Origin of the sequence: Alteromonas australica (genome assembly GCF_000730385.1) — a bacterium.
Lineage (GTDB): Bacteria > Pseudomonadota > Gammaproteobacteria > Enterobacterales > Alteromonadaceae > Alteromonas > Alteromonas australica.
Window position 1 is genome coordinate 1,546,694 of sequence record NZ_CP008849.1, and the last position, 26,510, is coordinate 1,573,203.

A 26,510-nucleotide genomic window follows, 5' to 3' on the forward strand; every position below is an offset into this window, starting at 1 on the left:
GCACAAATTCTTCACTAAATAATCAATGTTTTAGATTTCTTTGCCGATAACTCGGCATAGCATAGTAATTAACTCGTCTGAACATGCGTTTTTGCAGTTAATATGATTAAGGTATGACCCCATACCCAGCTAACTGCATACAAACAACAATGTAACAGCACGCTAGTATACTCAACCTAACAACGGATGCCAGAGAACAGAGTGACAAATGGGAAATAAAAATACACCGCCAGGCTTTGTGGAAAGGCGTTCTACCCCTCGTACGCAAACCCCGCTTTTTAAAGTTATGCTAACACTGAATGTGATTGGTTGGGTTTCTCTGGTTGTGGCACTGATACTTTTTCATTTCGCCCGACCCGACTTTATCAGTGGCGTGCAAAGCTATTGGGGTGTGGAAGGGAAGAATAGTTGGTCGCCAGAATATGTAAGAGCCATGCTGGGCGTATTGCAACTTGGCTTAGGCGTTAGCTTGGTGAGCATTGTTATCCGCGCTCGCCGCAGCAGGCGGCGAGGGGATACGTTCGGTAGTAATCTTATCGTGCTGGCGGTGATTGCTGCGGTAAGCTTAATTACCATAGTCACCACCTTCGATGTGTTTAAATAAAAGCAGCGGTAATTAACCAATAAGTGTAGCCGGTGTAAGCGGCTACTAACACACCACCTTCCAGTCGATTCAGTCGCCCTTGGCGCTTAATACCAATACAAAACACAAACAGCGCCACTGTGGCGGCTAACATCACAATGACATCGCGATATAAAAAGTCTGCGCTAACGGCCATGGGCTGAATAGTGCCTGCAATACCCACCACAGCAAGGGTATTAAACATATTCGACCCTATTACATTGCCAAGCGCTAAGTCATGCTCACCTTTTTTCACTGCGATAAGTGATGACGCGAGTTCAGGTAACGAGGTGCCAATGGCAATGACTGTTAGCCCTATAATAGTGTCGCTCACACCGAAGAAACCGGCAACTTCCACCGCGCCCCATACCAACATACGCGAGCTCGCCACCAGTAAAAGCAACCCCGCAATAAGCCAGATTACGTGGGTTTTTACTGTCCCTTCAGTGGTGTTTAACTCTTCGCTGTACTCATCGGCCAGTGCATCTTTACTGCCTTGCATACCGTGCCAAATGCTCCACGATATTAGCAGTACAAATAACCCTAATAGAGAGAACGCATCGTCTTTGGAAACCTGTTGATCAAGTAACTGCCATGCGGCGAAAAAAGTAATACCCAATAGTACAGGCAGTTCTTTTTTGATGATTTCTGAACGTACCGCTATGGGGCTAATTAACGCGGTTAAGCCAAGAATTAACATAATATTGGCGATGTTCGACCCATAGGCATTTCCCAGTGCAATTCCTGAGTTACCCTGAATAGCAGCAAAAATGGAAACAATGATTTCTGGGGCAGAGGTACCAAAACCGATAATCAGCATCCCGATTAAAAGAGGGGAAACGCCGAAATGATTGGCGACAGCCGCTGCACCACCTACAAATTTACTGGCACTCCACAGCAACACCGGAAGGCCAATTAGAATGGCAAAACTCGCTAATAACATACGTTCTCCTACGTCTACAGCGTTATTACTTTCTGATGATATTTTGTTGTCATTACGATGAAAAAAAGCCGTGCTGAATCCACTTTGCAAAACTTAATTTCGGCGTAAACTTCGCGCCATTCATATGTGATGAATCGTCGTTCGCGTGTTCTATGACATCAGCCAACGATTGTAACTCAACTGGTCTCTTTTAGAAGCGAAATACATGCACAACACCCTGATAGTGGCCGAAGATACAGCGCCATTTCGCCATAGCCCGTTAACGGTACTCACCTTTAATGACTATTTAGCCGACTTTCCTAAATTGAATGAACCTAAGACGCGAGTGATTAACTTATGCGATACCAGTCGCTACTTAGGGGAAGGCTATTACTGTTCATTGTTAGCGCAAGCTCGTCAGCATTCGGTTTTACCTGCGGTCAATACGATCAATGACTTACGCCTTGCCGAGGCGCGACGGGTAGATAAAATTCCGTTTTCAGCTCCGTTAGTAAACGGTGACTTCAGCCTCCCTTCGGCACCTTTATTGGTACTTTTTGGTGAAGTTAAAGATCAGCGTTTTAAGCGACTAGCTCGGCAAGCGTTTGAAAAGTATCCATGCCCTATTTTGTTGCTCACCCTGAACGTGTCTCCTCTAGAGCAAGCAGGCATCGCGGGGAAACAAAGCCTTGTGGGTGTGGCTGATGTAGAGGCTTGTGCATTTGCAAAACTAAATGAAGCACAGCAACACGCATGCATTGCTGATATAGAAGCTTATACAAAAAAACAGTGGAAAGCGTCAAAGTCGAGCAAGCGTCCGCGCTGGGACATGGCGATATTAGTCAACCCAGAAGAGCCAACGCCGCCAAGTGACAATAAAGCCATTCGCCAATTTGTAAAGGCTGCTGAAAAACTAGGGTTTCAAGCTAACGTAGTCAGTGGATTATCACCTGAAGAATTAGGCCAGTACGATGCCTTGTTTATTCGCGAAACCACTGCCATCGACCACCATACGTATCGGCTAGCGCGAGCAGCAGAACGGGAAGGTGTGGTGGTCATGGATGATACTCAATCCATATTACGTTGTTGTAATAAAGTGTTTTTGCAAGACGCATTTACGTACCAAAAAGTGCCTGCCCCTAAAGCAACGTTTGTGTCAAAAGTAACGGATGAAGTGTGTGAAAGCCTGATTGAAAATTTTGGCTTACCTTTGGTGTTAAAACTGCCAGAAAGCGCGTTTTCTCGTGGCGTTTATAAAGCGCAAAATATTGACGAGCTCAAAACGCGGTTGGGTAGCATGCTGAATGAGTCAGCGTTGGTTTTGGTTCAAGAGTACATTTATACCGAGTTTGACTGGCGTATCGGTGTGTTAAATGGGAAAGCGATTTATGCGTGCCAGTACTTTATGGCCCGAAATCATTGGCAAATTTATCATCACCAAGGCGAACGTTTCTCGTCTGGCGGTTTTACCACCATGCCAACGTTTGAAGTGCCAAAACCTGTGATTAATGCAGCACTAAAAGCGGCCAAAGTGGTAGGTAACGGCTTGTATGGCGTCGATATTAAACAAACAGGCAACCAGGTTTACGTGATTGAAGTTAACGATAACCCAAGTATTGACGCGGGTATCGAAGATAAATATTTAGGAAGCGCACTGTATGAAATCATCATGCAGGCATTTGCGGATAGATTAGAGTTACGGGGCCGATGATTCCATTAAGCGAAAAGAACGGGCTAAAAAGCGCATCTACGACCTTAACGCCGTCTTTGAAAAGTGCGCCTGTAGGTGTTCGGCAAGCAACGCTTGCCGATGTGCCAGCGTTAGTGTTGCTGGAGCAGCAATGTTTCTCTACCGATAGATTAACGGCAAGACGGTTTAAGCACTATGTGACAAGCCAACAGGCGGTGCTCCTTGTAGTAACATCGGCGCCGCCGAGCATGTTAGTGGGCTATGCGCTACTTCTGTTGCGCCGGGGCACACAACTTACACGTTTGTATTCTATCGCCGTGTCGCCAGAAGCACGGGGCAGTGGTGTAGCGGCGCGCTTAATAACCGCATTAGAGGAGCAGGCGTTACAGCGGGGAAAGCCCTTTATGCGCCTTGAAGTGTCTATAGACAATAAGGGCGCCATTGCTCTGTATGACAGGCTGGGATTTAGTCCATTTGGTATGTATGAAGATTATTATGGTGACCATAGCGACGCGTTACGTATGCAAAAACGCTTAACGTCTGACATAAAAATTCGCCAAGATATTTACCCTTGGTATCAGCAAACCACGCCGTTTACCTGTGGGCCAGCATCTTTGATGATGGCGCTAAAACAGTTGCGTAAAAGCACAGAAATGAATCAGCGTATGGAACTTGATATATGGCGGGTTGCTACCACCATATACATGACCTCGGGTCATGGCGGTTGCCATCCTATCGGTTTAGGGTTAGCGGCGATACATCAGGGGTTTAACGCGAGAGTACTGATTAGCCACGCTTTGCCGTTGTTTGTCGACGGTGTACGAAGCGCGCACAAAAAAGCCGTTATCGCCCATGTAGAAGAAGACTTCTACCGCCAAGCACAGGATAAATCAATGCCGGTTGATATAGGGGCATGGCATCTTGATGACATTGATCATGCACTTACAGCGAACCGGGCAGTACTTTGTTTAATTAGTACCTATGCTTTCGATAAGAAAAAAGCACCACATTGGGTGGTTATTACAGGCGCTGATAGCCTCTGTTTCTACCTTCACGACCCAGACGCAGACACTCACAATAAAATGGAGTTTCAGCATATTCCTATTGCTAAAGAGGACTTTTTACGCCTTGCGACCTATGGCAGTAAAAAAATCAGTGCACTGGTTATCATTGATGCTAAACCTTTTTAACCCTTGCTCACGCAATACTGATAATTGTGCACTGTGCACTGTGCACTATGCACTGGCGCTTAGTGCGAAATTTGGGACACTGTCACTTCTTTATTTAATGAGTCTAAGCGCTTAACGAGGGTAGACAACTCTTTAATTGAGCCCGAGTAATCAATATGCTTGCTAAACCCTTTCCCTTTAACTGCATTTTCAAACATTGCTTCAGAATTAAAGCAGGCAGTTTGTTCATCAAGGGCGTGCCATTCGCTTTGCAGATCGCTGGGGATACAGTGGCGCTTAGCAGTAATTTTGTCTTTAATTTGCAACATTTTTCCAATGAGTAATTGTGCATCTGTAGGCATTGTTTCACCTTCCTTCTTTTCTTTTTTCAATTAAGTGTATGAAAAATAATAAAATTAAAACCTGACGTTCGTGTTTCCCTAATAGGCCACAGCCAATGTGCTGAGGAAACTCGGTTTACCTACAATAGAAATTGCATTAACAGTGCCAATTAGGCCAACTCAGGAATTTTTACCGATAGCTATGGTGAGCGTGTTTTACTTTTTTGACTTGGCAGTAGCAAAAATAGGGGCTCCACAACAAGAGGTTTAATAAGATAGCCGTCACTAAGCTAAATGCCAGACTTGATGGGGATAAGGGAATAGAGGGGGAATAGTTAGTTAACACTTTACCCAAGGTAGGGGTTTTCGACGGGGTAGCCATGTACCAAAGCTTTTCGAAATAATGGCCGTGAGCCAAAATACGAATACCATCTTCAATATCAGTAAGCTTGCTGAACATTACTGCTTTTCTTTGCGCATCCTCACGTACAACGGCTTCTGGATTTTGCTTTAAGGCCTCTAGCATGGCATTAGCAGAGGGGTAGCCATGCTTTTTGGCGAGAGTTGAAAGTGCGGTCACTTCTTCACGGGTGGCGTCATAGTAACCGCTTAAATATTGGCGATAATGGTCGGCTAATATGGGCACCTGAAGCGCCAGAATAAAAAGAATAGCAAAAATAAGCTTATCGAAAACCCGAACTAACATGAAAAATTATGCCTTAAACAAACCTAACAAGCGCACGCATCTTGATGTGCTTAGCGCCCCTGATTGGGCGCATATCACTGTGTTTTATTATCGGCTAAGGTACGAATATATTGCGTCTGTTAACCGAGATAGCTGAGATGCATTGATAACGTAAGGAGGCATAATGTATACCAGCTTACCGAAAGGGCGGATCCACACGCCGCTTTTTACAAAATGCCTTTGTATTTCAGCCACATTCACCGGTGTATAGGTCTCAACTACTCCGATAGCGCCCAAAACGCGAACATCGGCCACCGAAGGTAGGTCGGCACATTTTGCAAGCTCTGTCTGTAATTGTTTCTCAATCGCGGGAACTTGGGTTTGCCATTGGTTTTGATTAATTAAGGATAAGCTGGCGTTGGCCACTGCACAAGCTAGCGGGTTACCCATATAGGTAGGGCCGTGCATAAACACTCCTGGCTCTCCCTGACACACACCTTGTGCAACATCCTCAGTACATAAGGTGGCTGCTAACGTCATGTAGCCACCCGTAATGGCTTTACCCAAACACAAAATGTCTGGTGAAATACCAGCGTGTTCGCAGGCAAACAGTTTGCCCGTTCGACCAAATCCTGTTGCAATTTCATCGCATATCAATAGTACATCATAGGTATTACACAATTGCCGACAACGCTTTAAGTATTCTGGGTGGTACATTCTCATACCACCTGCCCCTTGAACAATGGGCTCGAGAATTAAAGCGGCAATTTCATGGTGGTGATTTTCAAATAGCTCTTCTAAAGGCAGAATATCATCTTCGCTAAAGGTGTGATCAAACCGTGTTTGCGGCGCCGGCGCAAACAGTTGCTTGCTAAGTACGTTTTCAAACAAGCTGTGCATACCATTAACCGGATCGCACACAGACATGGCAGCAAAGGTGTCGCCATGATAGCCATTTCGCGGCGAGACAATGCGACACTTTTCACTTCTACCCTGACATGCCCAATACTGTATGGCCATTTTTATGGCGACTTCTACTGATACCGAACCTGAGTCAGCCAAAAAGACACGGGCGAGACCATCGGGCACCATATCAAGCAGCGTTTTACATACATCAATAGCGGGTTGATGGGTAATGCCACCAAACATAACATGAGAAAAAGCCTCAATTTGCTGATGCGCAGCCGCATTAATGGCTGGGTGATTGTAACCATGTATGGCTGCCCACCAACTGGACATGCCGTCCACAAGTACTTCACCGCTGGCTAATGTGAGCTCAACCCCTTTTGCTCCTGTCACTTCATAGCAGGGAAGTGGCTGGGTAGCCGAGGTGTAAGGGTGCCAAATATGTTGCTTATCAAATTCTATATTGTTCAAAATATAACCGTTAGTAAACTTTATTAAATGGTCAGAGTTGACAACTTTGCTAGGGCGCATAGACTAAGCCAGCATTCTTAATTAGTAAAGGACAGTCAATGAGTCTGGCTTCAGCGCCAACCGCGCAATCACACACTATTCGTCAAGATTGGACAAAAGCCGAAGTAGAGGCGCTATACGCCCTTCCGTTTAACGACTTGCTTTTTCAGGCGCAGGTAGTCCATCGCCAACACTTTGATCCTAATGAAGTTCAAGTCAGCACCTTATTGTCGATTAAAACCGGTGCGTGTCCAGAAGACTGTAAATATTGCCCGCAAAGTGCACGTTATGACACTGGGCTAGAAAAAGAGCGTCTGCTTGAGATTGAAAAAGTAATAGAGCGAGCGAAAGAAGCGAAGCAAGTTGGGTCTACCCGTTTCTGTATGGGCGCCGCGTGGCGTAACCCTAGAGACAGAGACATGCCCTATATTGTCAAAATGGTAGAAGAGGTGAAGGCACTTGGCCTCGAAACCTGTATGACACTTGGCATGTTAACCCGCGATCAAGCCGTGGCACTTAAGCAAGCTGGGCTGGATTATTACAATCATAACCTTGATACCTCGCCAGAATACTACGGCGATATCATTACTACTCGTACTTATCAAGATAGGCTAAATACCCTTGAAAACGTGCGCGCCGCGGGCATGAATGTATGTTCGGGCGGCATTGTAGGCATGGGAGAAACGCTTGGAGATAGGGCAAGCATGCTAGTGCAATTGGCTAATTTGCCTGAGCAGCCACAAAGCGTTCCGATTAATATGTTGGTAAAAGTAAAAGGCACGCCGCTAGATAATGTGGAAGATTTAGATTATTTCGAGTTTATTCGTACTATTGCTGTGGCACGTATCATGATGCCGAAGTCTCATGTTCGCTTATCTGCCGGGCGAGAGGCCATGAACGAACAAATGCAAGCACTATGCTTTATGGCAGGAGCGAATTCCATTTTCTATGGTTGTAAGCTATTAACCACCTCGAATCCAGACACCCATGAAGACGTTTTGCTGTTTAAAAAGCTAGGCATTAACACTGAACGAACCCGAGATTTTTCTGACGAAGCTCACCAGCAGGTGTTAGAAGAAGAAATTGCTCAGCAAAATGAGTCGGACAAGAGTGAGTTGTTTTACGATGCCACCGCGGCCAAGCCGCAGCCGGCTGTAGCGGAGGCATAATGGCCTTTGATTGGCTTGAGCCTGCGCTTCAAGCGCGGGCAGAGCAAGGGTATTTACGGCAACGTCATTGTCAGCAATACGAGAAAGACAATATTGTTTGCATAAACAACAAGCATTATTTGAATTTTGCCAGCAATGACTACCTTGGCATGCGACATCACGACGGGGTGTTGCAAAACTGGGTGGAAGGGCTAGCACAGTTTGGTGCTGGCAGTGGGGCTTCTGCGCTGGTTACCGGGCATAGTCAGGCCCACTTGGCCCTTGAAGCCTACCTGGCAGAAGGGCTAAATCGTGAGGCAGCGTTGCTGTTCAATTCGGGCTATGCGGCTAATCAAGCGTTATGTTTTGCACTTGCTAATGCGTCTACAGAAGGCGTATCAATATTTGCTGACCGTCTAATGCATGCATCATTTTTAGAAGCGGCCAATGAAAGTAAGGCCATGCTTAGGCGATTTGCTCATAATGATAAAACCCATTTACAAACGCTGCTGAAAAAGCCTGTATCAGGCGATAAGCTCATTGTGACTGAAGGCATCTTCAGTATGGATGGAGACAGTGCGCCAACACACGATTTGGTGGCGATAGCGAAGGCCCATGACGCCTGGCTTATGCTTGATGATGCCCATGGCATGGGCGTATTGGGTGAGCGAGGTTTAGGCACCGTTGAAGCTGCAGGGCTTACTCAAGACCACGTGCCCATAGTGATGGGCACATTTGGCAAAGCAATAGGCACCGCGGGCGCCTTTATTGCAGGTAGCCAAGCGCTTATCGATTTTTTGGTCAATTTTGCAAAACATTACATTTACTCTACCGCCATGCCGTCGGGGCAAGCAGTAGCAACCCTTGCTTCATTAACCTATATTGCCTCTGATTCATCTAGACGCGATACGCTTTACGACAACATTTCCCACTTTAGAAAAGGCATTGAGCGCGCCTTTGGCCAGAATGCAGGCCTAGATGAAGGTAGCGCGCTTATGACGCAGTCTACCCCTATTACCCTGAAAGCCAGCAACAGCGCCATTCAGCCGTTAATCGTGGGAAGCCCGCAAAAAGCGCTAGCGCTCAGTGAAGGCCTTAAAGCTCGGGGAATTTGGGTGCCTGCTATTCGGTATCCTACGGTTCCGAAAGGCGAAGACCGATTACGAATTACCTTAAGTGCGACGCATAACAAACAAGATATTGATGTGCTTATAGATGCCCTTTCGTTAGCTATCGAGGACAGGTCATGAACCTAATACCGCCACAACCGGTCGCGATTTCTAACGATAAAATCGGCACTGAACCCACAACCAAAACACCATCCGCTCATACCTACACGATAGCGGATAAGTTTAGTCGCGCAGCGACTCAGTATGACAAAAAAGCCAATATCCAGCAGTGTATCGCAACCGCCGCGCTTAACAATTTGCCGGCAAGTATTGCGCACAAGGTTTTAGACGTAGGCTGTGGCACTGGGCGTCACACTCAGTCGCTGTTTGAAAAGGGGGCAGAGGTGACGGGTGTAGATATTGCTGAAGGTATGTTGGCGTTTGCCCGTCAATCCTACCCCCATCTGCATTTCGCCCAAGGCTCTGCGGAACAACTTCCTGTGCTTTCTAGTACCTTCGACTGGGTGTTTTCTTCTATGGCGCTTCAGTGGTGCCCTGCGCCAGAGCAAGTTGCACAAGAGTTTTATCGGGTGTTGAATAAAGGCGGGCAAGCAGAGCTAGCAATCATGCTGGACGGTTCGTTTGCCGAACTCCATAAAGCAAGAGCACTGGCTCGCCTGCATCCCGTCAATATTGCTATGCCCTCAGCGGCCCAGTGGCTCACTGCATTTTTGCACGCGGGATTTCGGGTAAGCCGTTTAATAACAAAAGTTTATGTGGATAAGCACAAGGGCATTATGCCGTTATTAGGGTCGATTAAACATGTGGGGGCGGGCGGCACAGCTAGCCCAGCACAATCGTTGACCAAGCGAGATATTACAAAATTAGATCTTGCGTATCGAAACTTACCGCACGAAGAACAGCAAGAGAATGCCCTTCATCTGTCTTACCATGTCAGTCATTTTAGGTTAGAAAAGTTATGAAGCAGTATTTTGTCACCGGAACCGATACCGAAGTAGGAAAAACCTACGTAACCTGCCAGCTACTGCGCGCTACCCAAGCAATAAGCAAAAGCAGTGTCGGTTACAAGCCTATTGCAGCGGGTTGTGACAAGGTAAACGGTGAGTGGGTAAATGAAGACGCTTTAGCGATACAGCAGGCTAGCAGCCTTAAGTTACCTCTATCTATTATTAACCCCATCTCCCTTGTACCGCCTATTGCCCCTCATATTGCTGCGGCAGAAGCCGGCGTGAGTTTAAGCGAACACACAATTAGCCAAGGTTTGTCGCAACTTCAACAATACAAACCTGACGTACTTTTGATGGAAGGCGCTGGCGGCTGGCGACTTCCTCTAAGTGAAAGCACCTATTTACCGGACGTTGTGGCTAAACTAAATATGGAAGTGATTTTAGTGGTAGGCATGAAACTAGGGTGTCTCAATCATGCTCTTTTAACGGCGGAGGCCATTACCCATGATGGATTTAATATAAAAGGATGGGTTGCCAACGATATTACCGGCGAGATGCCAAGGTATAAAGAAAACCTGGCTACATTAAAGCATGCGCTACCCGCGCCCTTGTTACTCGAGGTGCCTTATCAGGTAGCGCCAAATAGCCAAGAATTAATCAGCGCGGTTCAACAACTCTGTTAAATCTTGTTCCGGTTGAACAGGCGTTTTATTGTTGCCCTGAAAGATAAACCCGCTTTTTTCTCCAACCAGGGTGAGGGTGCTGCCTGATAACAGCAGCGCTGAACCCTCTCGAATACCCACCACAGGTATCTCTGGGTTTAATGTGGTGAATTCCGCCAGTCGCTGATCCCGCGTTTCACCGTTATGCCCAGGCGGGTGATAATCTGTGTAGTGGGGGTTAATTTGAAACGGCACCACTTCTAATGCGTCAAAACTTGGCGGCTCAATAATTGGCATATCATTGGTCGTACGAATACTTTGACCACAAATATTTGAGCCAGCGCTCCAGCCCACGTAGGGCACGCCATTACAAATCGCGTGCTTCAGCGGTACCATCAAGGCAAAGCGGTACAAAGAATGTAAGAGATGAAAGGTATTCCCACCGCCCACAACAATCGCGTGTCCATTTTCTGACGCATTGTGAATGGCGGCCACAGGATCGTCAAAGGTGTGTAAACCCACCACATTGCATTCAGGCAATGCAGAAGCCACAGCGTCTACATAGCTGTCGTAGCTTTGAGTTACCGCGGCATAAGGAATAAACACAAGGTCGCGAATGTCTCCCAAGTGTGCAAGAATACGCGCCTTGGCGTGCGTGAGGTAGGCTTCGTCGCCTTCACGCGAACTACTTAACATGAGTACATGTGCGGTCATATAAGCTCCACATTTTTCAGGACGGCATATCATACGCGAACTTTTATATAAAGTTTAGTCATGGGGCGGCCACACCATTAAAAGGATGTCATTAATGAGCGATAAAATAGCAGTCTTGTTTGTCTGTTTGGGGAACATTTGTCGTTCGCCTACTGCAGAAGCGGTATTTAAGAAAAAAGCCCACGATGCAGGCCTTGATTTGATCATAGATTCTGCTGGCACACATGGCTACCACATTGGTAGCCCGCCTGATAAGCGTTCACAATCGGCAGGCACAGACCGAGGGTACAGCTTTAGCGGCTTGAAGTGCCGCCGAGTCGATGACGACGACTTTGAAAAGTTTGATTACATTTTGGCTATGGATAATAGCAATTTGAAAAACCTGCATGGGATGTCGCCAAGTGAGCATCACCATAAAATTCATCTATTTCTTAGTTTCTGCGATAGCACTGAAGAAGAAGTGCCCGATCCCTATTATGGGGGGAAAGGGGGCTTCGAATTGGTGTTGGATTTGATTGAACACGCCTCAGATGGCTTAATTTCTCATATAAAGGCGCAAAGTTAAGATAACTTTCTATAATTTCAAGTTGAGGTTTTTATTGCAGCCACCATTTTATGGTAAAATGACCCTCTAAAGTGAATAAACACCTTTGCCCTAATATCAGGAGAAACTCATTGAGCAATTGGCAAGTAGATAGCTGGAGACAAAAGCCCATTCTTCAGCAACCTGAATACGATGATAAAGCGCGGTTGAAAGAAGTAGAACACACGCTTAGTACCTACCCGCCATTGGTTTTTGCTGCTGAAGCGCGAGAACTAAGACGCCAACTAGGTGAAGTAAGCTTAGGTAAAGGGTTCTTGTTACAAGGTGGCGATTGCGCTGAGTCGTTCGATGAGTTCAATGCGCCTAAAATTCGCGATACCTTTAAAGTTATCCTGCAAATGGCCATTGTTCTAACGTTCGCAGGACGTTGCCCTGTGACAAAAGTTGCACGTATGGCTGGCCAATATGCGAAGCCTCGTTCGTCAGATTTTGAAACAGTGAATGGGGTAACATTACCGAGCTATCGCGGTGATATTATTAATAACTTTGAGTTTACTGAAGCGGCAAGAAGACCTGATCCAGATAGGCTTTTAGAAGCTTACCATCGAAGCGCTTCTACCCTGAATTTATTACGTGCTTTTGCTCAAGGCGGTTTGGCTGACTTACATGAAGTTAATCGGTGGAATATGGCGTTCGTGGAGAATAACCCACTAAAAGAACGCTACCACGACATGGCTATGCGTATTCAAGACTCGTTAGAGTTTATGGATGTCATTGGGATAAATTCGCAAACCAGTAGCACACTTCATGAAACGTCATTGTTTACGTCTCATGAAGCCTTATTGCTCAACTATGAGCAGGCGTTGACACGTGTAGATACCCTAACAGGTAAGCCTTACGATTGTTCTGCTCACATGGTATGGATTGGTGAGCGTACACGTCAGTTAGATCACGCTCACGTAGAGTTCTTCCGTGGCATACATAACCCTATTGGCGTCAAAGTGGGGCCAAGTATGCAAGAAGATGAACTTATTCGCCTGATTGACGCGTTGAACCCGAATAATGACCCTGGCCGGTTAACCCTTATTACCCGTATGGGCGCAGACAACCTTGCTGACAACTTACCTCGTCTATTACGTAAGGTGAAATCAGAAGGCCGTCATGTGGTATGGAGTTCTGACCCTATGCACGGCAATACGTTTAGTGCCTCTAGCGGTTATAAAACCCGTAACTTCGATGCTATCTTGAAAGAAATAAAGCAATTCTTCCAAGCCCATAGCGATGAAGGTACACATGCGGGCGGAATTCATTTAGAAATGACAGGCCAGCACGTTACAGAATGTACGGGTGGTGCTTACGAAATTGGCGACGAAGATTTAGCCCAAGCGTATAAAACCCAGTGCGATCCGCGTTTAAATGCGGATCAGGTATTGGAAATGGCGTTCCTCGTTGCAGACCATTTACGCCATGCATAAGCCGGTTTAGTGGTCTAACGTATAAAGCTGCGTAAAACGCAGCTTTTTTTTAGCTTTCTTCCAGAAACAGCTGCTGAATACGCTTGTGATGAACCCTATCGGTGCGTGCTAAAAGCAGACGAACAAAGTCGATGGCAGCCACAGGTTTTCCTGTGCTTTTTTGCCGTTCAAATAACGCGCGAATGGTATCCGTAATGGGTTTGTCGCCAACGAGTTGTCTAAGCTCTGCAAATACCAGCGTAGCTCGAGAATAAACATCTGCTGTCTCAGTCCCATTGATGAAAGCCACAGGTGGCGCGGTATTGCCTTGTTGGTAATGGGCATAACGGCGCGCTTCATACTCAACTAGCTTATTCATTGTGCCCCGCGGCTCAAGCATGACTAATTCAATGTATTTGGCTAATGACTCGACTAAGAACGCATAATCTGCGGGTAACCCAAAGCCAATCTGATGACCAAACCATTGGTGAGCCACTTCATGAACTGCTCTTCTGTAGCGCTGATCAAAACCATCTTCCATGGGGGTAGTTCGCATCGCGAGCAAATGATCGAAGATAAGTACCTGAGGCAGCGCATAACCACTTGGACCTAAGTCAGGTGCAAATACGAAAGTAAGCTGGGCATAAGGGTAGGGCGCTATGTGCTGTTCAAACCAAGCCAAAGTTTGGGTGGCGGCGCGCAGATGAACATCTTTTGCCTCCTCATTATCCGCGCCAATCAGGTTTACCTCGACGCTCTTGTCTGCAAGGACAGCCGGCTCGTGAGCGTGGGTAAATTCGGTGGCTATCCACGCTGGAATGGCTCTTATTGGTTCGCGAGTCGCATAAAGCGTAGTCATGGTGTGCTCGTCGCCGTCTTGCTCAGTCCATTGCTTACGCTTTTCGCCAGGAGCAAGAGTGAAATAGCCGACTGGAGCAGTGAGTTGAGACGTTACCATTACGCTTTGCGCTTCTGCGCTGATCTCTGCGTTAGAGGCCGTCAAGGCACTCGCAATGGGATATTGCAAAGCCGGTAGCCCTGCCTCTTCACGAAGTGAACTATCCGTCAATGTGAAATAGCGATTAAAGCCAATGCTGGGAATAAGGGGTACACCACGTAAATAGCTAAAAGGCTTGCGGATAACGTGGTGAGTGGGTGACGTCCACAAGTTTTTATTCGCCACCTGTAAAGCAACATTCAGCTGTTTTGATTGTCCGGGGAGCAATGGGTTAACAAGGTCAAATTCACGTTGCTGTGTATAAACGTCGTAATGGTTTAGGGTTGCCCCTTCAACATCGATGTTCTCTGGTGTGAAATCCGGATGAGCACCCACCAATATTTTATCGATACGGCTGTTACTATGGTTGGTTAAGGTAAGAGAAAGTGCAATATCAGCGATGCCGCGTAGGGGGTAAAATCGCACATTCGCCTGAATATGGGTGACCACGGGTTGCGCCTTGTCTTTCCAGTGAAGGTAACGTTTTTCATAGGCCGCTTTTACGTGGTGGCGCTCACTGGGCATCATTAATGCGCGCTCGTCTTTTAGAGCGCTATGCAATATAAAAGTGCCGCTAAAAAGCATCGCGCAAACAGCCACCTTTAATGGGAAGTGACCGCGGCTAAACAAATGCGTATAACCGGTGCCCCTATGGCTTTTTCGTATGGCAAGAAACAGCAGTAAGGTGGTAAGTAAAGCCCAGTAGCTGAAAAAAGGTAAAAAGGCAGACTGACTCATTTGAAAGCCAACGGGAAGTTTGGCTACTTGAAGAGGCGTGCCTGCAATATCCCATAACGGGTGTGGTATTCCCACCATGCTCATAATGGGTGAAAACTTTATGACAATCATTAACCCACAAATAAGCCCGCCAATGAGAGGGTTTGGTGAAAGATGATGCACAACAAGACAGAGCAAGCCGAATAACAATAGGGGTAAACCGGTTAACAATAGGGTTTCAGCGTATGTCTCGTAAGACAGGGGGCTGTTGCACCATAATTGCGCCGTCATAGTCGCTATGGCGGTTACGCCTAAAAAAACTCCCCACATTAAGGTAAGCGAAAAACACTGTGCGGTGATTAAATGACGACTTCCGGCTGGCGTTGCTGCGACCAGCTCTACCATGTGATATCGCTTATCTTTCCAGCATAGTATCCATGCCCAAATACTCATGAGAATGAAACCGACAAACGGCATAAGATTCCATACCACCCTCGCCAGAGCATCCATACTGGTGATGGTTTTTAGCTGAGAAAAAGGCTCGGCATAACCTATACCTGACAGCACTTCAGAAAATACCATACAGGCATAAATGACATACACCAGGGTAAGCGTCGTGGACAAGGTTAATGAGCGCAAAGTTTGCGGGAAAAGCGCTAAACCGATGTCGCGGCGAGAGAATAAGTGACGTAACACTGAATTTTTTCTGACGAACCCAGATAAAAAAGTGACTGTCCAATTTAGGCGTTTAACGGTTTTGGGCTTGAGTAAAACACGTGTTGGATTACGTGATTGAGCATCAAAGGCACTTCTGACGATGTAAAAAATACCAGCAGCAACTGCCAGCCACAACCCTCTATTTAAAAGGATTTTAAACGTCAGCGACCAGTCAGTATTTTGTTCTAATTGCTGGTACACGGCCGTGAATCCGTAGGGGTCTAGCCACGACATGAGCGCATACCATTGAGGAGAAAGTACACGACTTCCCGCTAAAAGTGGCGACCCATTAATCGATGCTAGCATGACATAACCCGCCCACATGGCACACATGACAACATAGCTCGGTAAGGCGTTATTGAAATAGCGGGCACAGGCGAGCGCCAATGCAGTGAATAACACTAAAATGGGGCAATATAAAAAAAGGGTACTTTTAAGGGCACTTTGCAATAAGCTAGAGCTTTGTGAGGCGGAGGGAGAAATCATTAAAATTTGCCCGACAATACAAAGAAGTGTTAGCAGGCAAAGTAGGGAGAAAAAAGCCCCTCCACGTAATATAAACTGTTGTTTTGCAGAGGTTGGTGTGACGGCTATCAGTGGGTGCATGTGAGAAAGGGTATCGCGCTGCAACAATGCCGGCGTTAACAGCCCCACAATAATTGGCAAGGTAAGCATCATTGCTGCATTGTTTAGCAGGACTAACCGCTTAGTTAACACGTCGCCGTCAACCGATAACCCTTGTGCTAACAAAATGCCAAAGCCAGCATAAATAATAAAGCTTAACCAAACGCTGGGGTGACGGAGATAAAGACGCCATTCGTTTATCCATCCTGAAAAAAATAGAAGCATTAGTATTGCTCCTTATTTAATTCGTAGAAGTATCTGTCCTCTAGGGTGGCGTCTCGGCTTATTGCCTCGCTGCAAGGGGCCTCGTGATGATAAACACGCCATACGTCTTTCCCGAAATGATAGCTCTCAGACACCAGCATTCCACAAGGTGGTTGCAAAGAGGATTCCCAAATTTTTCCTTGTAGAGGCGCAATCAAATTGGGGATTTCGCCGCTATCGACTATTTCACCATGCATGATAATAGCAGCGTGACCACACAGGTTTTCGATATCTTCCACAATGTGAGTAGACAGTAACACAAGTGTTTGCTTGCTGATTTTTACCAGTAAACTATGTAAACGCTGACGTTCAAGCGGGTCGAGACCTGCCGTTGGCTCGTCCAGAATAATTAATTTCGGGTTACCTAACAGTGCCTGTGCAATACCGAAGCGTTGACGCATGCCGCCTGAGAATTGAGTTACCGCTTTATTCGCGACTGCGGTTAAATTTGTTAATGATAGTAGTGAAGATATTTGCGCATCTACTTTATTTTTATCCACCTTTTTTAGCGAGGCTATGTGTTTTAAAAGTTGTCGGCAACTAAGGTGTGGGTATACACCGAAGGATTGAGGTAAGTAACCTAATTGGGATCTTAGGGCATTGGGGTGGGCAACAATATCGATGCCATCGAATAACACCGTGCCTGAGTCGGGTGGCTGTAAGCAGGCTAGGGTTCGCATAAGTGTGGATTTTCCTGCACCATTTGGACCAAGCAGCCCTACCATACCTGTAGGGAATGTGAGGGTAATGTTCTTTAGTGCATGTGTGCCGTCTGTATAGGTTTTATTGAGATTTTTTACAGTAAGCATGTGAGCCTTCATCAGTAAAGGTGAATGATATGTTTGCACTATAAATACAAAATAGCGTTGTGAAACTACAGCGTGACTAAAGGGTATGATGGCGTGACGAGAGGCCAAATAAGGGGGCTTTTTTACTTTCATCAGTAAAAAGCGTATTTTCATCACTTTCTGTGTGCAAATATCTGTTTTTGTTGACAGTCTAGAAGCGAAAAATGAAAGAGAGTGACATGACTATTGCCCTAAAAATGGATAGAGGTTTACTGGCCAGTTTGCTGCCATTAGTTGCCGCTATATTGCTGGCGGCTAATTTATCCTTTGTTAACGAGCAGGCGCAGCATGGCTCACGTTTTATTGTATTGCATTTAAAAGCAATACTTCTATCAGTGCCTTACTTAACGTCAGTGGGGTTGTTGTCATGTTTGCATCGTCCCTGGGGCGCGCTGGTATGGTTTAGCGTATGCCTGCTTTATTCATTGTTTCTCTTTTCAGCGAATCTTCCCAGCGAATTACTTTTGCCTTTTTCCGCGCAGCCACCACAACCAACTGCCGCTGTTATAGCCCCCTCAGCCGACAGCCTCACCAAATTGGACAGTCATACCAAATTGGACAGTCAAATCGTTTGGTTTTTTATAGTGGGCGCCTTACTTGGAGGGCTACATCATTTTCATAAAACACCGTCGAGCGGCAATGTAAAATCGGCATTGTGGGTTCAACGTGTGTTTTCACTCGATGCAATGGTTGCGGCCACGCTTTTTATTTGGGTAATTGGTTGCACCGGCATATTTTTGTATACCCCCGATCCTATGAACAACCAGCCGCTGGCAATGAAAGTAGATCTCAATCAAGTGGTGGGTGAATTTGATCGCTTTGTGGCGTACTTTTTTCAGTTTTTGTGGCTGGCCGCAATACTTTTTTTTATATACTGGGTTAACCGATACTGGTTAATCCGTAGGGTATTATCTTCACAAGGCTTAATCCCTTATGCAGCCACTGCTCTTGTATTTATTCTGCTAGCTACACCCGTGTTGAGTGCAAGTGCACTGCTGTTGCCATTAAATACGCAGTCGTCGTTGACATTACTTCCCTCTGAAAACAGCAATGCGTTTGATTTGGATAATTTCCGTTTTATGTTTGCTTTTTTAGCGGTCACTATGCCCGTTATTTTGGCGTTCGAGCGTAAGTCGTTTGATGCAACACTCGCCCGTGTAGAAAAGGATAAAGTTCGTACTGAATTGCAATTGTTACAGCAACAGATTAACCCGCATTTTCTCTTTAACACGCTAAATAACCTGTATGCACTAACATTAGAAAAGTCGGATAGGGCACCAACAAGCATAGAGCATCTATCTAATTTATTGCGTTATACGGTGTATAAAGGCCAGCAAGAGTGGGTCGCGTTAGAGGATGAACTGGCGTATGTAAATGATTATTTAGCCCTGCAAGGCCTAAGATATCAAAGCGATTGCGAAATTAATGTAAGCTGGCCTACCTGCAATAAAGGGTATCAAATACCCCCTCTTTTATTGATAGTATTGCTGGAAAATGCGTTCAAACATGGCATAGAAAAAGCGGAAAAGCCGAGTGTATTAAATGTGTCGATACGTATTGATGAGTGCGGTGTGCTTCACTTCTCATGCCAAAGCCCATACCTTGCTGAAGGCGCACTGTCTCAACCTGAACACGCCATTTGGTCTGGTTCTCAACAAGCGAGTCAGACAGGTTTGGGGTTAACGAATGTTGCCCGAAGGCTTTCACTGTTGCCAGGTGAACATAATACCCTCGATAATGACGTCATAGAGGGTACCTGGGTAGCGAGTTTAACGTTGGATTTACAGCCATGCTAAAAGCACTGATTGTTGACGATGAACCCTTAGCACACACCGTATTGTTGCATCACTTAAAGCAACATCCGGATATCGCTATAGTGGGGCGGTGTTTTAGTGCTACAGAAACACTGCAGCACTTGGCAAAACACCATGTGGATCTTCTTTTTCTTGATATTAATATGCCGGCGCTAAGCGGCATTGATATGCTTAAAGTCATCGCTCATCCGCCGCAAGTGATTATTGTGAGCGCGTATTCAGAATTTGCCATTGACGGATTTGAACTCGACGTTGCAGATTATTTGCTGAAACCTGTGAACAGCCAACGGCTGTCAAAAGCATTAGATAAAGTTCGAGAACGATGTCAAGTGCACAACCATGCCTCAAAAATACAAGTAAAAGTAGGACGTGAGATACACAGGTTAGACATCGACAGTATTGTGTATCTTGAAGCGTATGGAAACTACGTAAAAGTGTGGACAACACAAACCATGTTGCTGGCAAATAGTACGTTGAAACAACTTCTTGAAGGTTTGCCTAAGGTCGATTTTTTACAAATACACAAATCCTATGTGGTTAATAAAAAGACACTGATGTGTCTGAATACCGACACTGTCACCCTCAGTGGGGGCGTAAATTTAAAGGTGGGGAAATCTTTCAAGCTAGCGTTAAAAAGGCACTTTAGCACATTGTGACGGCATGGATTCCTGATGCCGTTGTTATGTTTCAGGCTAGACTACGTCAGCTCACTTCCATGATTTCGCTGGCTTAGTCATCATCGAGTAGGGGCTCAACAACCGATTCCAAACCGTTGAGTTTTATTTCATACATCAATGCCAATTGTTCGCCTAGCTTGCCTTTAGGAAAGCCTTGTTTGTGAAACCATACAAGGTAAGGTTCGGGTAAATGGAAAAGGCGACGCCCTGCATATTTACCAAAGGGCATAATCTGATTGACGGTGGCTTTTATCAGTTCGGGATCCATAACCTGTGCTTTTTTATAACGATTTATTGGCCGAGAAAGGCGCCTAAATATTAGCGCTTTCGAGTTGACTGCTGCGTGTGCCATAGTTTGGCATATACACCTTGCTTTTGCAGTAGTTGGCTATGTGTGCCTTGTTCGGTAATCATACCTTTGTTCATCACCAGTATATTGTCAGCATCAATAATTGTAGAGAGCCGGTGGGCAATCACTAAACTGGTATGGCCTTTTGCGGCATCCCGTAGCGCAGCTAAAATGGCCTGCTCAGATTCGCTATCTAATGACGATGTGGCTTCATCAAATATCATAATGGGCGCGCCTTTTAGCAGTGCTCTTGCAATTGCTACGCGCTGTTTTTCTCCCCCGGATAACTTAAGGCCACGTTCACCCACTTTTGTGTTTATGCCATCAGGAAGTTGAGCAATGAAGTGGTTTAAATGGGCAAGTGATGCTGCATGCATAATTTCTTCGTCAGTGGCGTTAGGGTTTCCATAGGCGATGTTGTCTTTCAATGTGGTGTTAAAGAGAACGGTGTCTTGGGGCACAATAGCAATATGACTTCGCAAACTGTTTTGGGTGACTTGGCTTATATCCTGACCATTCACGCATACGGTGCCCCTCGTGGGTTCATAAAAGCGAAAAAGTAGCTTCATGATGGTGGACTTGCCTGCGCCACTTTCGCCGACAATGGCCACCTTCTTGCCCGCTTCAACCTGAAAGGTAATGCCATTTAAAATAGGCCGCGCGTCATGATAACTAAAATGTACATTCTCAAATTGGACAGTCGCATTTTCAACACCGCCTTTTAATGTGAGCGCCAGTGAATCAGGTTTATCAGAAATGGCCGGGCGCTGAGCGAGTAGTGAAAATAAATTATCAATGTTAGCCAGTGAACCCCTTATTTCTCGGTATACAAAGCCTAAAAAATTAAGCGGCATAAAAATTTGCATGGTGAAGGCGTTAATGAGCACAAAATCACCAATCGTCATATCGCCGTTCATTACGCCGAATGCGGCATTGGCCATCATTGCTGTCATGGCAGTGGCAATAATACTGGCTTGGCCTGCATTAAGAGCGAAGAGAGATAATCGATTTTTGCGCCTTGCCACTTCCCATTGGGCTAAATCGTTGTCGTATCGGTTCGCCTCAAAGGCTTCATTGTTGAAATATTTAACTGTTTCGAAATTAAGTAGGCTGTCGACTGCACGGGAATTAGTGGTGGAATCGGCTTCGTTCATTTGCTGAACAAATCGAGTGCGCCAGTCGGTGGCTTTCATTGAGAACGCCACATAGCAAATTACACTGGAAATGATGATAAACGCAAATGACCAACCAAATTGAAACAGAAGCAAGCCTACCACAAGCCCAATTTCGAGCAGGGTAGGCACAATGTTAAACACCATAAACCGCATTAAGAAACTAATGCCTGATGTGCCTCGCTCAATGTCTCTTGATAAACCGCCGGTACGCCTGTCGAGATGAAAACCCAAATCGAGGTTATGTAGATGTTTAAATACGTTTAGGCCAATGCGACGCATAGCTCGCTCGGTGACTCTACCAAACAAGGTATCTCTCACTTCCCCTAACAGCACATTGAGTAACCTCAAGGTGCCGTACGCCACAATAAGGCTGATGGGTACTGCCAGGGCAAGGGTGGTTAAATCGCCATTTAAGCTGTCTACCGTGTACTTCAACACATAAGGTAACCCAATGCTGGCGAGTTTTGCGGCCACCAGGCAAAGCAGGGCAAGTACAACTCGCCGTTTAAACTCCAATAAATAAGGGCGCAGTTGTTTCAGCACATGCCACTTTACCGGGGCATTATCGTACACTGTGTTATGGCGTCTTGGCATGAATTGAAATGACTCTTTGTTAAACGGCAAGTAGAAGCGTTAATGTTAACAGGATAGAACCCATTAAGCTGTTACGCCGTAATGAGATAATGCGTTTAAAATATACATAATTTTCGTATGTACAGGCGTAAAGAGGGCTCAGTGCCCCGAACCCCTTAATTAACAAGCGTGTCATGTCCGTACTTGAAAGCCTGGTGGAGAGTTAAAAATAGAAAGAGAACAATTCATTCTTAAATATACATTGCAGATCATTTCAATCTGATGCGCGCACAAGTACACTACAGGGTGTGCGTGAATGAAAACAGACGCGCATAACGCTGAGTGTAGGAGAAAATTTGTTAGAAGATAGCTTTGGAAGACAATTTCATTATTTACGTTTGTCGATAACGGAAGCGTGTAATTTCCGGTGTCAGTATTGTCTGCCTGATGGCTATCAAGGCCCTTCTAGTGATAGCTTTTTATCCGTAAATGAAATTCAAACCTTATTATCTGCCTTTGCGCAGTTAGGCACGTCTAAAGTGCGAATTACCGGTGGAGAGCCTACCCTTCGTCGTGACTTTTTAGATGTATTGCATTTAACGGCGCAAACTCCGGGTATTGAACGTATCGCCATGACAACCCATGGTGCACGAATGTCTGCTCATGCCAAACAGTGGAAAGACGCTGGCTTACATCAAGTTAATGTGAGCATAGACAGCTTAGATCCTCGTCAATTCGCTGCTATTACAGGGCAAGATAAATTAAAAGAGGTACTCGCAGGGCTTGATGCAGCTGCAAATGCGGGCCTTGATGTCAAAGTTAATACGGTATTGCTGAACGACTTCTCTGACGCTCGCCTTCACCGTTTTTTGGCATGGTTAAAAGAGATGCCAGTGACCCTTAGGTTCATAGAGTTAATGGAGACGGGGGACCTTCCACAGTTTTTCAATCAGCAGCATCAAAGTGGCGGGCCCATTAAGCAAACGCTGCTAGCACAAGGTTGGCAACCCATAGTAAAACGAAAAGACGCCGGGCCAGCGCAAGAGTTTTTTCATCCTGATTACGCGGGAAAGATAGGTCTTATCATGCCTTACAGTAAAGATTTCTGTAAAAGCTGTAATCGACTTAGGGTTGCAGCAAATGGCAAACTGCATTTGTGTCTATTCAGTGAGCATGGCATTGATATGCGCCATCTGTTGGCAGATGGCGACGTGGCAGGCCTTAAGCAATTTCTCATAGAATGTTTAGGTCAGAAGCACGAAACCCATTATCTACATGATGGTAATACAGGTGCAACCACGCACCTTGCTATGTTAGGGGGCTAACGGGCTAAAGACGCAACAAAAATAAAGGTTAGGCGCTAACCTTAAATGGCGATCTATAAGGCGTTCGCCACGCCGACAAAAACAACAATAAAAGCTAAATTTGCGATAAAAGGAAGTATATGCATATAGGAAATAGTGCGCGGTTATCTTATCACTACGTTACCGAAAAGGATGTTGAGTTCTTGTGGGAGCTTGACCAAGACGAAGCGGTTATGCGCTACATCAATGGTGGTAAACCTTCCAGCAGAGAAGATATACGCCATATTTTTATACCCCGGGTTCAAGCTTTCTCTAACCCAGCGCTAGGTTGGGGATTATGGCGAGTAGAAGTCACAGAATCTCGGGATAGTATTGGCTGGATTTTAGTTCGTCCGTTTGGCTTTTTCACCCACTCACCAGAAACAGATAATATTGAATTAGGCTGGCGTTTTAAGCGTTCGAGTTGGGGGCAGGGTTTTGCGACAGAAGCCGCGAAAACAGTGAAAGACAGTTTATATTTAACTGGCATCGATAAATTTTCCGCCATTGCTAACCCAGCGAACAAAGCGTCAATCAAAGTTATGAAAAATTTAGGTATGACGTTTAGCCACGAACTAGAATATAAAGACAACCTGTTCCACGAAAACGTCGTGGTTTACGCAACCTGATTAAGGACGGTTTTCATATTGTTATAGCGCTGTGTTTGCTCTTCTGTTAATTCTGAACTTTCAATCGTTGTGCGACAGCGCTTAACCAAACTGACCACTTTGTTTATTCGTGGCTGACCTTGCTTTGCGCGCATCGTTATTGCCTGCAATAAATTTAAGGCGATGGCCGGATTTTTAGGCATCACTTGGTAGGCTTGTAAAAAGGTATTGAATGACTTGGCTAAATCGCCTTGTTGATAATGCAGCACGGCGGCATTGTTCAGGCTTTTGGGGCTTAAGGGTATAGACGCCTTCTCACGTTTTTCTTGTTTTATATAGAATGAAACAAGATTAGGCTCGTCACTGTCACTTAGCTTTTGTTCTAATACTTCAAGTATCTTTAGGGCATTTCCTTGCAGCCCCACTTCGTGAAAGGCTTTTGCTGAATCGATAAGGGCTTCCGTGGGCTTGTCTTCCCAATGCCTGAAATCTAAGGATTCCATCATCGTTTTGGCTTTTTCACTGTCATTTTGTAAATAGCAAATTCTGGCATTAATAACATGAACTTGTTGCGCCACATCTTCTTTGGGGTAGGCGGTTTTCAATTCTCGCAAATAGTCGTTGGTTTGCTGAACAATATGAGAAACCTCTGAAGGGGATGACGTCATGGCAAAATCTACCCCCGCACGGGCAGCAGTTAAATAGTGCTCTGCGCACTCATGAATGGATTGCTTAGCGTAACGGACAATTTTCCTCGCACTATCAAATTGCTCTTGATAATCATGAGTAATACGAGAAAGTTCCATAGCGGTTTGATGCCGTTTTACGTTTCTTGGCGAAACCTCTCGAGCAATATTGATACACTCAAGGGCATCATCAAATGCTTCCTCTCGAATTTTTAATTCTGCAAGTAAATCATAGGAGGCAAGGTTGCTTTCTAAGTTTAGCGCTAGGCTTAATATAGCCCGCTCGGCGTCCTCAAACTCTTTTAAGTTGACCAAGGATTTACAGAGCCCGTATTTTGCCCAGGCAAATTCTTGTACATTAATGATGCCTTGGAAAAATGACTTTGCTTCATCATATCGCTTGCTCAAAAGTAATAGATCGCCTTTTACCTTTAGCGCTAAAGGAAAATACTCAGCATATTTAGGTTCTAAAATAAATGCTTCTACGGCCATCAGAGCACCCTCTAGGTTACCTTCATCCATATACTGATAGATAGGGTTCAATACCATTTTGCGCGCAATAACTTTTGATAGCCGTTTTTCAAGCTGGTTTACTGAAAAAGGTTTCGCAAGAAACTCATCGGGCTGTAGTTCTACAATGGCATGTACTGCTTCTGGGCTGGTGTCAGCGCTTGTGAAAATAAACCCAGTGGTGAGGGGAACTAGGTGCTGCGCTTTTAGGGTTTCGAACAGGCAATAACCGCCATGATCTTCGCGTAAGTCGTAGGCACAAATTACAGCGTCATAATGTTGCTGACTTAACGCATTGAGTGCTTGCGTAGGCTTAACAACATAATCCACATGCTCAAACCCAAGCTCATCAAGGGCATATTTCATATGGCTTTTCGCTAAAGCTTGGTCTTCAGCAACTAGTACCCGTGCTCGTTTCGCAATGTTCGGTTTCATAACCTTTCCGTAGTGGAAAATAGAGCGTATTCGATATAATAAGTTTAGTCGCAGAAGCCGAGCGTTACCAAAAACGATGACATTAAATAGGCGTTCTGAGCGAATAAAGGTATTTTGACTGTCCAATTTGTTTATTGAACACGACTGTGGCTCGCAACAAAGTTGTTGAAACAGTGATTGGCGTTTAACGTTTTAAGGAATTTTAATAATACAGAAGAATGGTGGACGCTACTGGGCTTGAACCAGTGACCCTCGCCTTGTAAGGGCGATGCTCTCCCAACTGAGCTAAGCGTCCATAAAAGAATTCTACTTGAAAACTGTATGAAATGGTGGACGCTACTGGGCTTGAACCAGTGACCCTCGCCTTGTAAGGGCGATGCTCTCCCAACTGAGCTAAGCGTCCATAAAATTTTCAAGTCAAACAAGAATCCGCTCTAGAAGAGTGGTGGACGCTACTGGGCTTGAACCAGTGACCCTCGCCTTGTAAGGGCGATGCTCTCCCAACTGAGCTAAGCGTCCATCTTGTTTGTTTACTTGCCTGGGCAAGTGGGGCGGTATTATAGAGTTGCTTCCGATAGTGTCAACAATAAAATTAAAGAAAAATTACCGTATGCATGAAAAATAATCATTTTGTTGCCATTTTGATTAAATTGATGAAAAGAGCATCATTTTTAGTAACGGTTAAAGCTATAAGGGGCTTTTCTTTTTGCGCGGCAGTAAACTAGGACT

23 protein-coding genes and 3 tRNA genes are annotated in these 26,510 nt (G+C 45.5%); 13 read left to right on the top strand and 13 right to left on the bottom strand.

Translation table 11 applies throughout. The annotated features are described in order from the left end of the window. Nucleotides 1-208 precede the first annotated feature (208 nt). Nucleotides 209-604: a hypothetical protein gene (locus EP13_RS06820; RefSeq protein ID WP_044056648.1), complete on the top strand. Its 396-nt coding sequence runs from the start codon at nucleotides 209-211 to the stop codon at nucleotides 602-604. On the opposite strand, the gene EP13_RS06825 is transcribed toward EP13_RS06820, so the two are convergent. Continuing rightward, entirely contained in the window at nucleotides 597-1,565 is a 969-nt protein-coding gene (locus EP13_RS06825; protein ID WP_044056649.1) for a calcium/sodium antiporter, read from the bottom strand. The two genes, EP13_RS06820 and EP13_RS06825, sit on opposite strands and share 8 nt — an antisense overlap. Before the next feature lie 205 nt (nucleotides 1,566-1,770). Between EP13_RS06825 and EP13_RS06830 the strand changes: the two genes are divergently transcribed. Then, complete coding sequence (locus EP13_RS06830; protein ID WP_044056650.1) at nucleotides 1,771-3,255, top strand: RimK family protein; 1,485 nt, start codon at nucleotides 1,771-1,773, stop codon at nucleotides 3,253-3,255. After that, the gene (locus EP13_RS06835) at nucleotides 3,252-4,424 is read left to right on the top strand and encodes a GNAT family N-acetyltransferase/peptidase C39 family protein (RefSeq protein WP_081869462.1); all 1,173 of its coding nucleotides are present in this window, start codon (nucleotides 3,252-3,254) and stop codon (nucleotides 4,422-4,424) included. Before EP13_RS06830 ends, EP13_RS06835 begins: the two co-directional genes overlap by 4 nt. A 59-nt stretch (nucleotides 4,425-4,483) precedes the next feature. Here EP13_RS06835 and EP13_RS06840 read toward each other — a convergent pair whose 3' ends face one another. The 3 genes from EP13_RS06840 to bioA all read right to left on the bottom strand — a co-directional run bounded on the left by EP13_RS06840 (nucleotide 4,484) and on the right by bioA (nucleotide 6,806). Then, the gene (locus EP13_RS06840; protein ID WP_044056651.1) at nucleotides 4,484-4,765 is read right to left on the bottom strand and encodes a hypothetical protein; all 282 of its coding nucleotides are present in this window, start codon (nucleotides 4,763-4,765) and stop codon (nucleotides 4,484-4,486) included. 169 nt (nucleotides 4,766-4,934) lie between these two features. Continuing rightward, nucleotides 4,935-5,450, bottom strand: a complete 516-nt coding sequence (locus EP13_RS06845; protein WP_044056652.1) for a DUF2937 family protein — start codon at nucleotides 5,448-5,450, stop codon at nucleotides 4,935-4,937. An 87-nt stretch (nucleotides 5,451-5,537) separates the two neighbouring features. Next, nucleotides 5,538-6,806, bottom strand: coding sequence for an adenosylmethionine--8-amino-7-oxononanoate transaminase (gene bioA / locus EP13_RS06850; protein ID WP_044058808.1), 1,269 nt, complete (start codon nucleotides 6,804-6,806; stop codon nucleotides 5,538-5,540). 98 nt (nucleotides 6,807-6,904) lie between these two features. On the opposite strand from bioA, the gene bioB reads away from it, so the two are divergent. Genes bioB through bioD form a run of 4 tightly spaced genes read left to right on the top strand, consistent with a single transcriptional unit; the run spans nucleotide 6,905 to nucleotide 10,753 of the window. After that, nucleotides 6,905-8,014 carry a biotin synthase BioB gene (gene bioB, locus EP13_RS06855; protein ID WP_044056653.1) on the top strand — a complete coding sequence of 370 codons (1,110 nt, stop codon included), beginning with the start codon at nucleotides 6,905-6,907 and terminating at the stop codon, nucleotides 8,012-8,014. Beyond that, a complete protein-coding gene (locus EP13_RS06860; protein WP_044056654.1) occupies nucleotides 8,014-9,243 on the top strand; it encodes an aminotransferase class I/II-fold pyridoxal phosphate-dependent enzyme in 1,230 nt (409 codons plus the stop codon). The genes bioB and EP13_RS06860 overlap by 1 nt, the downstream gene beginning before the upstream one ends. Further along, complete coding sequence (locus EP13_RS06865) at nucleotides 9,240-10,085, top strand: methyltransferase domain-containing protein (RefSeq protein WP_052364315.1); 846 nt, start codon at nucleotides 9,240-9,242, stop codon at nucleotides 10,083-10,085. Before EP13_RS06860 ends, EP13_RS06865 begins: the two co-directional genes overlap by 4 nt. Continuing rightward, nucleotides 10,082-10,753 (top strand): dethiobiotin synthase, encoded by a 672-nt coding sequence (gene bioD, locus EP13_RS06870; RefSeq protein WP_044056655.1) that lies wholly within the window; start codon nucleotides 10,082-10,084, stop codon nucleotides 10,751-10,753. Before EP13_RS06865 ends, bioD begins: the two co-directional genes overlap by 4 nt. Here bioD and pepE read toward each other — a convergent pair. After that, the gene (gene pepE, locus EP13_RS06875) at nucleotides 10,724-11,446 is read right to left on the bottom strand and encodes a dipeptidase PepE (RefSeq protein WP_044056656.1); all 723 of its coding nucleotides are present in this window, start codon (nucleotides 11,444-11,446) and stop codon (nucleotides 10,724-10,726) included. The two genes, bioD and pepE, sit on opposite strands and share 30 nt — an antisense overlap. Before the next feature lie 94 nt (nucleotides 11,447-11,540). Here pepE and EP13_RS06880 point away from each other — a divergent pair, with 94 nt between their 5' ends. Together EP13_RS06880 and EP13_RS06885 are read left to right on the top strand one after the other, a co-directional pair. After that, the gene (locus EP13_RS06880; protein ID WP_044056657.1) at nucleotides 11,541-12,011 is read left to right on the top strand and encodes a low molecular weight protein-tyrosine-phosphatase; all 471 of its coding nucleotides are present in this window, start codon (nucleotides 11,541-11,543) and stop codon (nucleotides 12,009-12,011) included. A gap of 110 nt (nucleotides 12,012-12,121) precedes the next feature. Further along, entirely contained in the window at nucleotides 12,122-13,465 is a 1,344-nt protein-coding gene (locus tag EP13_RS06885; protein WP_044056658.1) for a class II 3-deoxy-7-phosphoheptulonate synthase, read from the top strand. Nucleotides 13,466-13,514: 49 nt separating this feature from the next. Here EP13_RS06885 and EP13_RS06890 read toward each other — a convergent pair whose 3' ends face one another. Next, nucleotides 13,515-16,724: a M1 family aminopeptidase gene (locus EP13_RS06890; RefSeq protein WP_044056659.1), complete on the bottom strand. Its 3,210-nt coding sequence runs from the start codon at nucleotides 16,722-16,724 to the stop codon at nucleotides 13,515-13,517. Then, nucleotides 16,724-17,572 (bottom strand): ABC transporter ATP-binding protein, encoded by an 849-nt coding sequence (locus EP13_RS06895; protein ID WP_044058810.1) that lies wholly within the window; start codon nucleotides 17,570-17,572, stop codon nucleotides 16,724-16,726. The genes EP13_RS06890 and EP13_RS06895 overlap by 1 nt, the downstream gene beginning before the upstream one ends. 218 nt (nucleotides 17,573-17,790) lie before the next feature. On the opposite strand from EP13_RS06895, the gene EP13_RS06900 reads away from it, so the two are divergent. Both EP13_RS06900 and EP13_RS06905 read left to right on the top strand, forming a co-directional pair. Beyond that, the gene (locus tag EP13_RS06900) at nucleotides 17,791-19,407 is read left to right on the top strand and encodes a sensor histidine kinase (RefSeq protein WP_052364316.1); all 1,617 of its coding nucleotides are present in this window, start codon (nucleotides 17,791-17,793) and stop codon (nucleotides 19,405-19,407) included. Beyond that, entirely contained in the window at nucleotides 19,401-20,081 is a 681-nt protein-coding gene (locus EP13_RS06905; RefSeq protein ID WP_044056660.1) for a LytR/AlgR family response regulator transcription factor, read from the top strand. Before EP13_RS06900 ends, EP13_RS06905 begins: the two co-directional genes overlap by 7 nt. A gap of 73 nt (nucleotides 20,082-20,154) precedes the next feature. Here EP13_RS06905 and EP13_RS06910 read toward each other — a convergent pair whose 3' ends face one another. Both EP13_RS06910 and EP13_RS06915 read right to left on the bottom strand, forming a co-directional pair. Then, the gene (locus EP13_RS06910) at nucleotides 20,155-20,370 is read right to left on the bottom strand and encodes a DUF3820 family protein (RefSeq protein ID WP_044056661.1); all 216 of its coding nucleotides are present in this window, start codon (nucleotides 20,368-20,370) and stop codon (nucleotides 20,155-20,157) included. Nucleotides 20,371-20,420: 50 nt separating this feature from the next. Beyond that, on the bottom strand, nucleotides 20,421-22,220 hold the full coding sequence (locus EP13_RS06915) for an ABCB family ABC transporter ATP-binding protein/permease (protein ID WP_044056662.1): 1,800 nt from the start codon (nucleotides 22,218-22,220) through the stop codon (nucleotides 20,421-20,423). A 335-nt stretch (nucleotides 22,221-22,555) separates the two neighbouring features. Between EP13_RS06915 and moaA the strand changes: the two genes are divergently transcribed. Beyond that, nucleotides 22,556-23,524 carry a GTP 3',8-cyclase MoaA gene (gene moaA / locus EP13_RS06920; protein ID WP_044056663.1) on the top strand — a complete coding sequence of 323 codons (969 nt, stop codon included), beginning with the start codon at nucleotides 22,556-22,558 and terminating at the stop codon, nucleotides 23,522-23,524. 119 nt (nucleotides 23,525-23,643) lie between these two features. Further along, on the top strand, nucleotides 23,644-24,171 hold the full coding sequence (locus EP13_RS06925) for a GNAT family N-acetyltransferase (protein WP_044056664.1): 528 nt from the start codon (nucleotides 23,644-23,646) through the stop codon (nucleotides 24,169-24,171). On the opposite strand, the gene EP13_RS06930 is transcribed toward EP13_RS06925, so the two are convergent. From EP13_RS06930 to EP13_RS06945, 4 genes are all read right to left on the bottom strand, one after another. Further along, nucleotides 24,159-25,781, bottom strand: coding sequence for a response regulator (locus tag EP13_RS06930; RefSeq protein WP_044056665.1), 1,623 nt, complete (start codon nucleotides 25,779-25,781; stop codon nucleotides 24,159-24,161). The two genes, EP13_RS06925 and EP13_RS06930, sit on opposite strands and share 13 nt — an antisense overlap. Nucleotides 25,782-26,000: 219 nt before the next feature. Next, nucleotides 26,001-26,076 (bottom strand) — tRNA-Val (locus tag EP13_RS06935). A gap of 32 nt (nucleotides 26,077-26,108) precedes the next feature. Further along, nucleotides 26,109-26,184: transfer RNA gene (locus EP13_RS06940), tRNA-Val, on the bottom strand. Between the two features lie 40 nt (nucleotides 26,185-26,224). Further along, nucleotides 26,225-26,300, bottom strand: a tRNA-Val gene (locus tag EP13_RS06945). Between the last annotated feature and the right edge of the window lie 210 nt (nucleotides 26,301-26,510).